This is a genomic window from Sphingobacterium faecium, assembly GCF_003054045.1.
Lineage (GTDB): Bacteria > Bacteroidota > Bacteroidia > Sphingobacteriales > Sphingobacteriaceae > Sphingobacterium > Sphingobacterium faecium.
The window spans coordinates 354,829-367,369 of the sequence record NZ_QBKH01000001.1; the positions used below are offsets into that span (position 1 = coordinate 354,829).

The 12,541-nt window shown below is 39.6% G+C and carries 7 protein-coding genes; 6 read left to right on the forward strand and 1 reads right to left on the reverse strand.

Translation table 11 applies throughout. The annotated features are described in order from the left end of the window. The first annotated feature begins 24 nt into the window (after nt 1–24). From C8N37_RS01520 to C8N37_RS01545, 6 genes are all read left to right on the forward strand, one after another. On the forward strand, nt 25–3,585 hold the full coding sequence (locus C8N37_RS01520) for a SusC/RagA family TonB-linked outer membrane protein (protein WP_108157226.1): 3,561 nt from the start codon (nt 25–27) through the stop codon (nt 3,583–3,585). A 12-nt stretch (nt 3,586–3,597) separates the two neighbouring features. Continuing rightward, complete coding sequence (locus C8N37_RS01525; protein WP_108157227.1) at nt 3,598–4,962, forward strand: RagB/SusD family nutrient uptake outer membrane protein; 1,365 nt, start codon at nt 3,598–3,600, stop codon at nt 4,960–4,962. A 120-nt stretch (nt 4,963–5,082) separates the two neighbouring features. Continuing rightward, the gene (locus tag C8N37_RS01530) at nt 5,083–7,134 is read left to right on the forward strand and encodes a TlpA family protein disulfide reductase (RefSeq protein ID WP_108157228.1); all 2,052 of its coding nucleotides are present in this window, start codon (nt 5,083–5,085) and stop codon (nt 7,132–7,134) included. Between the two features lie 22 nt (nt 7,135–7,156). Beyond that, on the forward strand, nt 7,157–8,779 hold the full coding sequence (locus tag C8N37_RS01535; protein WP_170114449.1) for a S41 family peptidase: 1,623 nt from the start codon (nt 7,157–7,159) through the stop codon (nt 8,777–8,779). 2 nt (nt 8,780–8,781) lie between these two features. Continuing rightward, nucleotides 8,782–9,924, forward strand: coding sequence for a TlpA disulfide reductase family protein (locus tag C8N37_RS01540; protein ID WP_108157230.1), 1,143 nt, complete (start codon nt 8,782–8,784; stop codon nt 9,922–9,924). A 99-nt stretch (nt 9,925–10,023) separates the two neighbouring features. After that, the gene (locus C8N37_RS01545; protein ID WP_108157231.1) at nt 10,024–11,310 is read left to right on the forward strand and encodes a retropepsin-like aspartic protease; all 1,287 of its coding nucleotides are present in this window, start codon (nt 10,024–10,026) and stop codon (nt 11,308–11,310) included. 281 nt (nt 11,311–11,591) lie between these two features. On the opposite strand, the gene C8N37_RS01550 is transcribed toward C8N37_RS01545, so the two are convergent. After that, entirely contained in the window at nt 11,592–12,488 is an 897-nt protein-coding gene (locus C8N37_RS01550) for a helix-turn-helix domain-containing protein (RefSeq protein WP_108157232.1), read from the reverse strand. Nucleotides 12,489–12,541 lie beyond the last annotated feature (53 nt).

Genomic DNA, 12,541 nt, shown 5'->3' on the forward strand with positions numbered 1-12,541 from the left:
ACTAACTAACATTAATCAATACTTATGAAACCACGATTACTCGTGCTGCTTTTCTGCCTGTTTACCTATGCAGGCGGCTATGCACAAAAAAAGGTGAGTCTCTCCCAAGCTCTGGGTGAAGTAAGCCGGATTTATGGGACAAAATTTTCTTATGAAGAGGGCTTGATACAAAATGCCTTCATCGATTCAGAACTGATCCCTAAAAATAAAAGACTGCCCGTAGAGTCTGTGCTAAAGGAACTTTTATATGCAAACAATTTTTTGTTTTTGTATGTACAAAACAATTATTTTACCATCATTCGTGATAGTCGTAACAATAAAGGTCAGGACGGCGATGATCGTTTTTGGAAGGTGATATCTGGTGTTGTGAAAAACAATGAGGGAGTACCTTTGGTTGGGGTGACGGTAATAGCCGATGGTTATGCCGTTAGGAATGGCGTAACTACCAGTAGCGATGGGCGCTACACCCTACGCATGACTGATCCTGCTGAGGCACTTATTTTTTCTTATGTCGGTATGGAACCGCAACGGCGTGTCATCGGAAGCCATAATCAGATCAATGTTTCCATGAGCGAGGTCGTTCATGTCCTCCAAGATGTGGAGGTTGTGTCGACAGGTTATACCCAGCTACCAAAAGAACGTGCTACGGGATCATTTGGTACCGTTACGGCAAAACAAATACAAGAAACTCCTGCGATTAATATCTTAGAACGTATTCAGGGTTTGGTACCGGGGATGTATGTAGATCCTAGAAATAATGCGATCCGTATACGTGGTATCAATAGTTTTGGAACGGGGGGGACGCCAAAAGATCCCTTAATCGTGATCGATGGATTTCCAATGGCAGAGAATGTTGATGCGTCATTTTCATTAACAGGTAAAGGAACTACGCAGAGTTCGGGGGGTGCGATATTAAGTCGAATCAATCCAAACGATATTGAAAGTATCACGGTGCTTAAGGATGCTGCAGCTGCGTCTATTTGGGGGGCGAAAGCGGCAAATGGTGTGATTGTTATCGAAACAAAGAAAGGTCGCAATATGCCAACTTCGTTAAGTTTCGGTACATCATTAAGTATGGCTGCACCTGCAGATCTCAATAAAATGGATCGGATGTCTTCTGCACAATATATTGATTTAGAAAAGCAATTATTTGAAGAGGGTTTTATCGGAGATAACATCCTTAAAAATGACTGGGATCCATTTAATTCCAATAAGCCGCACTCTGAATCCATGGAGTGGCTTTTCCGAGTAAAACGTGGTACTGCAACTGAACAGGAACGAGATGCGGCATTGGCCAAACTCGCAGCTACAGATAATAGAGATCAAATCAAGGATTACCTCTTGCAAAATGCGGCCTCACAGCAATACAACCTGTCGATAACGGGTGGAGCAAATAAAAGTACATATTACGTTTCGACCAATTATAGTAAGGATGTACCAGTATTTAAAAGTAACAAAGCCGAAAGTTTTACCACGACAGTCAATCTGACCAACATGCTCTTTCATGATCGGGTGAAAATCGGTACAGGAATAAATTATAACTATGGAAATTCCATCACTAATACTGCAACAATTAATGCGCTGTCGTCCAATCCATATTCGGGTGGTCTGCTGCCTTATAATCTGTTAAGAGACGAGAATGGAAATAACATCAGACGCTATTTGCAATTTAGACCTGAGGTAGTTCAAGATTTTGAAAAAAAGGGATATCTAGATTGGGCTTATAATCCAATTGAAGAATTGGAAACTGGAAATTATGACGATCAGACGCACCGTTTGCGTATGCATATGGATATCAATACCAAATTGACGAGCTGGGCAGATCTTTCTTTTATGGGACAATGGCAACGTGAAATGAATAATCAGGAAAATATTGACGATGTTGATAGTTATTCACTCCGTAATCAGATCAATCAAGGAACGACGTTTAATGACAGAGGAAATTATGTATATGGTTATCCACTTGGTGGAAGACTTGGTATCCGTAATTACAATGGTTCACAATATATGTTCCGTACACAATTGAACGTCAATAAGGCTTTTGGTCAAGCAAACGAGCATAATTTGAATTTCTTGGCCGGTGCGGAATGGAAACAAAATGATTATAGATCATCCAGTGATGTCTATCTCGGATTCAGTGAGGATACTTATTCGTTTGCTGTGATCAATCCGAGAGGAAGTTATACCAATATCTATGGTTGGTCCGATTACTTCAGTTCGAATGCCTCAATCGCAAAAAATAGATCACGGGCACTTTCTTATTACTCAAATGCTGCTTTTTCGACTTTCAAAGGAAAATATGTGTTTTCTGGAAGTGTTCGTTTTGATGACTTTACCGTTGTCGGTGCATCGCGCGGCCAGCGTGCGAAACCGCTATGGTCTGTGGGTGGGAAATGGGATGCTAAAAAAGAGACCTTCTTAAAAGATGCGGTTTGGGCCGACGCACTAGGGATACGGATAACGTACGGTGTCAATGGGACATTACCTCAAAGTGCCGGTCGGGTTATTGTCATAAATACTAGCAATGATTTGATCTCTAACGAAGTGACTGCAGATATTGTGTCTCCAGCGAATAAACAGATTTCTTGGGAAAAGGTTAAAACCTTTAATATCGGTCTTGATTATGGGATCTGGAATAATAGGTTGCAGTTTAATTTTGACTATTATACCAAGCGCTCTTCCGATATCATCTATGATTTTCCGTTTAATCCTACCTATGGGTGGACAAGAGTTAAATTTAATAGCTCAACGATGGAAGGAAATGGGATAGACTTGGGCGTAAAAGCGACCTGGTTACAATCGAAAGTGAAATGGAATACCTTATTTAATTTTGGATATAATACCAATAAGGTGACCGATTCCAGATTCATTAATCCAACTCGGGTATTGGATTATATCAATGCGAGTGTACCGATTGTTGACAATCCTACGGACTATATGTATGCGTACCGTTGGGCTGGTTTGGATAATCAAGGGCGTTCACAAATCTACAAACAAAATGGTGAAATCGTCAGTGCAGATGCTCCTGCTACAGCTCTTACGGTAGATGATCTGGTGAAAGTTGGAAGGACAACACCACCATATTTTGGTGGATTGTTTAATACTTTTTCTTATAAAGATTTTACTTTTGGCGTACGGATTAGCTATGAATTGGGACATGTGTTAAGACGTTTGTCAGTACAAAATTATCCCGATTATGCACCTTATTCCGGTGCAATAGGTTTGCAGTCTGATCTTGCTCTTCGATGGAGAAAACCTGGAGATGAGGCGATAACCAATGTACCAGGACTGAGTAGAGAGGGATATCAATACAATAGTTTGTCGCGCTATGCCAATTCCGATGCGCTTGTTATCAGCGGTAGCAATGTGCGTTTACAGCAAATTGACCTCGCTTATAATGTCCCGTTTAAAACGCTTGAAAATACACCGTTTAAATCGGTAAATGTGAGCGGTAGTGTACGGAATCTAGGTCTTATCTGGCGTAAAAATAAGGATGGAATAGATCCAACTTATAGAACCTTGAACAGTTACTCCAATTTACCACCATCGCCAACATTTTTTGTGACGCTAAATATGTCTTTTTAAACAGCTAAAGCTATGAAAATCAAAAATATTTTACTCTATAGTTTGGTTATCTCAGGAGCATTACTTACTTCCTCCTGTAGAAAGTATGTAGAGATCGACCAAAATGATAAACGTACCTTAAAAACCACAGACGATTACCGTTATTTGCTCAATAACAAAGGAAATTTTGAAAGTTCTTTTGTCCTGCCACTGATCACCAGTGACAACATTGCTGCAGATGTTGCTCTATCTGCTTCGCTTGCTTGGGGGGAGATCTATCAACGCGCTTATTTGTGGAATGATTACTTCTACATCGATAATCAGCAAGATATAGCTTGGAACAATTTATATAAACATATTTATATCGCCAATGAGATCTTGGCTGGTGTGATGGGTAGTCAAAATGGGAGTGATGCGCAGAAACTGAATATTGCCGCAGAAGCACGTGTACATCGTGCATTTGCCTATTTTTCTTTAGCGAATCAATATGCACCGATTTACGATCCGACAAAAGCAAGTAGCCAGCAGGGCTTACCTTTGCTATTGACTCCGGATCTTTTTCAAAGCCTAAGCCGTGTGCCCTTATCACGCGTATATGAGCAAATTATTGAAGATCTTAATGTGGCGATTGAAAACTTGCCTAATTTTCCAACCTTCAATTATCACCCCTCCAAGATTGCGGCTTATGCACTTTTAGCGCGGGTATATTTGACTACACGAAATTTTGAAGAGAGTGGGAGGTATGCCGATTTGGCTATGGCGCTTGATCCAACTGTATATAATTTGGAGGAATTTACAGCAGCTACTTATCCACGATTGATTGACGATAAGGAAGTGCTGCTTTCAAAACTGAGTGCAGGCTTTATTCGAGGTCCCCTCAATCCAGATCTTGTGGCGCTTTATGATCAGAACGATCTCCGCCTCAAAATGTTTGTCGGTACAGATCCAAATACCTATAAAGGTTACGTGTATATCAAACCGCAATCTAATGGCAATTTCAATTATAATGCATACATAGGATTGAGTACACCTGAAATTTACCTCAATAGAGCAGAAGTGTATGCACGCCAGAATAATGTCTCTAAAACGTTGGAAATGTTGAATCTATTGCGTAAAAAACGTTTCTCAACAAGTAAATATGTCGCATTAACAGCGGCAGATGTACAAGCAGATCTGCTGCAATATGTAATGGATGAGCGACGACGAGAATTTGTAGGAACAGATTTACGTTGGTATGATATGAGGAGGTTGACTTTGGATGGCAATTATTTTAAACCGGTAACCAGGACACTCAATGGTAAGAGCTATACCTTACAGGCAAATAGTCCCCGTTTTGTATACCCCATTAATCAGGAGGTGCTCACGCTAAATCCTGAAATTGGTCAGAATCCTAGATAATAACCATACTATAGAACCATTATGAGAAAGCACGCACAGATAGGGATGATTAGTGCTCCTGATGGGTTTTCTTAGATAAAGTGGACCAAAGCAGTAGTAATGCCGAGAAATAGTTAATTCATGAATAAACAAACCGAGCTAGCGAGCTCACAAAGTAATAATAAACTGATGAAAAAGCGAACGATTTTTTTACTGTTGTTTCTTATCCAGGCTGTGTTATATGCACAGCCAAGATATGATAGCCGTGTTTTTAAGCCTAAGAACCCAAAAACAAATGATCTTGTACAGCTGATGTACAACGCAAAAGATAAAGATTTAGAATTTAGTGATGAGGTAAATGCCAACCTGTTTATTTTTGACAATTTTAAATGGACCAAACTCATCCTGCCTCTGCAAAAAAACAGTGATGGATTATGGACGGCAAATATACCCGTTAAGCCGAGTACTGCCTTTATCGGCGTGAAATTCTTTCAGGGAGATAGCCAGCAACCGGATGTTGTTGATAATAATAATAACTTGGGTTATGCTATTGCGCTGATAAGTGCAAAAGGAAAACCTCAGGCAGGATCTTACCTGGCTGAAGCAGCATTTCAGTCACCTGGCATAACTGGTGGAGAAATGTTAAGTTATTATACCAATCAACCTGATTCTCTTGAACCTGCCTATTTAAAAATGTTGGGTGCTAAGGAGTCTGCTTTATTGGGAAAAAATTACGTCAATTATTTTCAAGACTTTATGAATCTGCAGAAGCTGGGATTGGGGAATGAATTTCCTGCATATGCCAAAAAATTTGTGACAGATGCGCTTGCTAATAAAAGCTTGGATGACGAAACATTAGGTGTCTTTTATAATTATGCAAATTCCCGTATGAAAGATGTGGATCTGGCTAAATTCATAGAAAAACGGGTTTATAGTGACTTTCCAAATGGTGCAACTGCCCGTTTTATTGCTTATAATAATACGATGGGGGTAAGTGCTGATCAGGCCAAGGCGATCAGTGCTTATGAAGATTTTTTGAAACGTTTTCCGATAGAGCAATGGCGCAAAAAACCAAATAATCAGAATTTTATTTATTACGCGGTATATCGAGGCTTAGGATCCTCTTATTTCGATTCCAAGCAATTTGACAAGTTCATATCATTATACGAGGATCTTGATTTTCGTACTGGTAATGAATTAATGCGTTGGAATATCATGCGCGCTTATATGTTTAAAATGGTTAGTAAAGATACATTGTACACTATCTCAGAAGCGATTATGCCTAAATTGATTGCACAAAAAGGTGATCAATCCTATAAAGAAGATTTTGATACCAAGGCACAGGCAGATGCTAATGTGGTAAAAAATCTAGATGATAGACTGTTTACACATATCTCACTATTAAACGATTTGAAAAAATATTCAGAGGCACGCAAGTATTTCGTAGAACTTTCTGAAAATGGGAAATATAACAATGCCGAATTGAACGAGATCAATCTACAGGTGCTGGAAGGACTTAACGATGATAAACAGATCTTACCACTTTTGGAAATGAGTGCCCGGTACAATGCCATGACACCGCGTATGTTTGATAAAATGAAATCTATTTATCTAAAAGGGCATAATAATGATGACAAGGGGTACGAATCTTATTTGGCGAGTCTTAAATCGGATGAGGAAAAAGCGGAAATGAAAGCTTATGTGGAACATAACTGGGTCAATCATCCTATGCCAGATTTTCGTTTAGAAAGTGCAGAAGGATCATTCGTAACACCTGAAGACTGGAAGGGTAAAATTGTCGTCGTCGATTTTTGGGCTACGTGGTGCCGTCCGTGCATTATGGCGTTTCCGGGGATGCAGCTCTTGGTGGATAAATATGCCCACGACCAAACTGTAGCAATCTATATGTTGGGCACGATGCAGACAGGAGACTATAAAAGCAAGTCGGTAAACTATGTTCGTGGGGAAGGATATCGCTTCCATCTATTACATGATTCGGTCAATCCAAAGACAAATGAGCAGGACTTGTTATTTAAACAATTGGTGCCCCTGTTTGGTGATTCTTCTATTCCTCGTAAAATCGTGGTCAAAGATGGTCGTATACGGTACTGCTCGGGTGGATATTCTGGTAGTCCAAGTAAGTTAATGGATGAATTATCACTTGCCATAGAGGCCCTAAGGAATGAGAAATAAACAGTTTTATAAAAAATACCATATGAATAAGAAAGCAACGGGCTTACTCCTGGGGATGGTAGGTCTAAGTCTGTCTTTACAGGCTCAGATGAATCCGAAGTATAAATTTGAGGAGGCATTGAAACTGATTCAACAAAACTATGTCGATCAGGTCAATGAAGAGCATTTAGTAGATGCTGCCATAAAAGCGATGATTGCCGATTTAGATCCACATTCCCGATACACCAGTAGAGAAGAGGCTGAGGCTATGCGAGAAGCAATGAGTGGGAGTTTTGCAGGTATCGGTATTCAGTTTTTAAAAAATAATGACCAGACGTTTATTACGATCGTGAATCCTGATGGTCCAGCAATGCGTGCTGGGATTCAGGTGGGCGACCAGATCATCCGTATTGATGGTGAATTGATCGCAGATAAGAAATGGGGGAATAAGGAAATTATGGAGAAACTCCGTGGTGAAAAAGGTATTCCTGTCGCATTAGAAATTTTATCTTCTGGTCATTCGGAGCCCAAAAAGATCAGTATCGTCAGAGAAAATATTTTGGAAAAGTCAGTACGCGAAAGCTATATGGTTGACAGTCAGATCGGATATATAGCACTCACTATTTTCAACCGTACGACACGCCAAGAGATCGATGAAGCTTTGACAAAACTGAAAGAACAGGGCATGAAGAAGCTGATCTTGGATCTACAAAGTAATGGTGGGGGATATGTCGAATCCGCTATTGGTGTTGTAGACGAATTTGTGCCAAAAGAGAAAATTGTCTTCTACTCGGTACCTAATGAAGGGGGAAAAGATTATTATTTTACGGGCGGATTCGGTCAGTTTTATGAAGGCGAATTGGTGGTCTTGATCGACGAATCAACAGCATCTTCCAGTGAGATCGTTACAGGTGCATTGCAGGATTGGGATCGTGCGGTGATTATCGGAAGACGTAGTTTTGGAAAGGGCTTGATGCAAAAACCTGTTCCTTTATCCGATGGTTCTGAGATGCAATTGACTGGAGCTCGATATTACACACCTTCAGGTCGTTCAATCCAAAAACCATACACAAAAGGTAAGGATGATTATTTCCAAGATTTCAACCGCCGTATGGAGTCTAAAGAGTTATTGGAAGAAGGACATGTTCAATTTCCAGACTCTTTAAAATATACGACACTTCATAATAAAAGAATTGTTTATGGCGGAGGTGGCATTATGCCCGATCGCTTTGTAGCTATCGATACCAATGAATATAGCACCTGGATGGCACAACTCATGAACAGTGGCTTGGTCGCTAAAGGAGGATTTGAATTTGCTCAACAAAATCGCCAAGCTTTGTTAAAAGCTTATCCCGATTTTACCACGTTTAATAAAGGGTTCAAAGTACCAAAACCGGTTCATGTACAATTGCTGGATGCCGCCCATAAACTTTCCATTTTAATACCAGAACAAAAGTTTACAACTGCTCATGATGCGATTGATATTGAATTTAAGGCTCAGGTAGGATCGTTACTTTATACAGGAGGTGACTATAGGACACGCGTGCGAAATGAGGCTAACCAAAGTTTTAAACAAGCGCTACTGGTATTGCGTGATGAACAACTTTACAAAAAGTTATTAAATACAGGAACAGTAGGAGAGAAAACAAAACAAAAAACAAAATAAGGATGAAAAATATGAAATGGGCTTTAATGCTAGCTGTAGCTTTACCAGCTTTTGGATTTGCACAGCAAAATTACACGTTACAAGGGACAGTTGGTAAATTGAATAAACCAGCAAAAGCATATTTACGTTTAAATTACGACGGTAAGGAACGTATTGATTCTGTTGAGATGAAAAATGGCATGTTTGAATTTAAAGGTAGCATTCCTTCACCTATGGAAGCGCATTTGCGTATTATCCACGACAATACACCTATTGATCCTGCAAAACCACAAAAACAGGACATCTTTGGTTTTTTGATTGAAGGGACAACTATTAAATTTGTATCGGCCGACTCCATAAAAAACGCAAAGATTTCGGGATCTCCGCTTAACATTGAGAATGATAAAGTGACGGCACTATTGAAACCGATCTACGATCAATATGAGGTGTTGAACACGGAGTATAAATCTAAATCTTTGGCCGATCAACAGGATCCAATATTTATCAAGTCTTTAGAGGATCGTGCTCAAAAAATTCAGCAAGCTACTATTGATGCAAAAATGGATTATGTCGCGAAAAACCCCAAAAGTTATATGTCGCTAATGGCTTTTAATTCAACTTTACCTCCTGATTTTAATGCTGTTAAAGCTGAAGAAGTATTTTTAAAACTGGATCCAAGTCTACAAAATTCCATTCTTGGTCAAGATTTAGCCAAGCGGATTGCTTTGGTGAAGAAAACAAGTGAGGGGGTGGAAGCACAAGATTTTACACAACCTGATACAGATGGGAAACCGGTGAAATTGTCCGATTACCGTGGTAAATATGTATTGATCGATTTTTGGGCATCATGGTGTGCCCCTTGCCGCCGTGAGAATCCGAATCTGGTCAAGTCCTATGCTAAATACCAAAAAGATGGTTTTGAAATCTTAGGTGTATCTATGGATAAAGCTGCAGACAAAGCAAAATGGTTAAAGGCTATTCAAGATGATGGCTTGACATGGAAGCAAGTTGGTGACCTTAAAGGTTGGGAAAACGAAGCTGGTGTCATGTACGATGTGAAAGCAATTCCGATGAACTTTTTAGTGGATCCGAATGGAAAGATCATTGCAAAAGAGTTGCGTGGTAGCAAATTGGATGAAAAACTTGCTGAAATATTTGGAAAGTAATCTAGTAACCTTTATAAATATTTAGTTATAAAGGAAAGAGCCGCCTCTCCAAGCGGCTCTTCTTTTTTGATATTAAATAATCATTTTATTCGATTTGATATGGGAAAAAAAATAGTCGAGGTCTTGATTTTATACGTCGCTCTGATCGGATTTTGTCATGCGCAAGAGCAGGTGATACATGCGAATATCCAAAAAATCATTATTTTACTAAATACTAAAAATAGCAGTGGCCTATTGGAAATGATGGCAGACTCTTGTCAAATAGGTAATTTGCCTGCAACAATTGATAAGCAAAAAGTTCTTCCAGATATTCTTGCTAATTTTCAAGGCATTGATTCCTATGATTGGATTACAGACCACAGGAAGTCAACTGGAGATCACTTTGTTTCGTTACTGGTGAACTATAAAAATGGGGGGCGCGGTAAGCCTACATTTACATTTAACAAAGATGGTAAACTCATCGAATTGGGTATTATTAAGGTTAAATTAACTGCCAATCCGGCACAAGCACTTGCCGCAGCATTGTCCAATACCATTATCCCTGATACGATGCGTGTCAAGTTTAAATTGGTCAATGACTTAATCTATGTTCCAGCTAAATTAAACGGTATGGATGGATTTTTTATGTTCGATTCTGGTGCACCTACCATTATGCTTAGAAAGAAATATGTGCCGGATCATGCGATCAATAAAGATGTCACTCTGGATTTTACGGGTATGGGGGGCAACATGTCGGACGTGAATTGGTCTGTTGGGAATCACTTGATCTGGGGCGATATGATCATCAAATCTCTGGATGCAGCAGCGGTGTCACTGGATGAGATGGATCAGGAAGAATTAATGGTTGGACCGCTTTTCGGTTTAATGGGCTTCGGTATTTTTAGCGGTTTTCAATTATCTATAGATTATGATCAGCAAGAACTCCTTTTTGAGCGTGTGGATCGAGGGGGGCATTTAACCGGCATATCTTTTAAGCATGGCGAGCCCCTTGCTACTATTCCTATCACAATGAGAAGGCATATCCCTATAATTGATATCCATATTGACGGGAAACCTTATCCGATGGGTATAGATTGTGGTGCAAATACTAATTTACTCAAGCAAGAAGTTGTACATGACCTCAAGACTCATCTTAGATTTGAAGGAAAAACGACGAGCCTATTGGGTGTTGGTAATAGGAAAGTGATCAGTGAAGTGGCACATCTGGAGGAAGCGCAGGTAGGACCACTGACCTTAGTGCCTATGTCAACCGTCATTACAGATCAAGCCATTGGTGCAGGCAAAGGGGACCAGCAATTACCAATGGTGGGACTACTTGGTACACCATTTTTAAAGCAATTTAAGGTCGTGTTTAATTTTCAAATTGGACATCTTTATCTGTATTAAATCAGGTTCATATCCCTTTTTTGGTTAGCATAGAATAGTATGTTCTCCATCACTGATCATCATGGAATATTCCTATTCTTTTTGCATTAAAACTGGTCATTACTAGAGGCAGTTCTCTATGACTATAAACAAGAAAAGCTAATCGCAAGATTAGCTTTTCTTGTGTAATTATAGTTGTGCACGAAACGCAGGTTTTCTGGAAGATTTGAAGCTTTTAAGTGATATCATGGCTTGTTAACATGAGGTTATTCTAATGATCTGTTTCTAGTAGGTATGGATAATCAATGGAATGCCTGCCGAAATTCAAGAGGTGACAAACTGGTTTTCTTCTTAAATAGCGTACTGAATGATTGTGCGTGTTCAAAGCCTAATGTATAAGCAATTTCGCTTACCGACAAATTTGTAGTCGAGAGTTTTTCCTTCGCTTTTTCAATCAATCTCTGATGGATATGCTGTTGTGTATTTTGCCCTGTATGCATGCGCAGAAGATCGCTCAGATAGTTTGGAGAAAGATTCATAAGTTCGGCCATGTGCTGTACCGTTAGTAGTTCCGGTTGAGTGGTCGTACCGCTGTCAAAATATCCATCAATAAGGCGTTCAAATTTGGCAAGCAGTTGATGATTGTGGTTTTTTCGGGTGATAAACTGTCGTTCGTAAAATCGATTGGAATAATGGAGTAACAATTCAATTTGTGATAGGATAATTTCTTGAGTATATTTATCAATATGCAGGCATTCCTTATCGATCTTGTTTAATATTGTAATGAGATCATCTTCTTCTTCAGCAGAAAGATGTAGCGCCTCATTGACAGCGTAAGAGAAGAAGTTGTAGCCGTTGATGTTACTTGCTAAGGGGTGGGCCAGCAAAAAGTCAGGATGGAAAATAAGCAGGTAACCTGATCCGCATTCGACATTGTTTAGATCCAGATATTGAACTTGATTGGGAGCAGTAAAGCTCAGAACACCTTTATTGTAATCATAATGTTGCTGTCCATATCGTATTTTACCCTTGGCTTCCCTTTTGAGGGCAACACAATAAAATCTATTCACAAAACCCTTCCATACATCATCTTGCAGGAAAATAGTTTCGGCGAGGTTAATCACACTGACCAATGGATGGGGCGGCTCTGGCAAAGAGAGTAACCGGTGAAATTCTGAGACGGAAATGATGGCATTCATAATGCTAATTTAAACATTTTAATGGTTAGAGTAGCGGTTGCACGCTTAATATG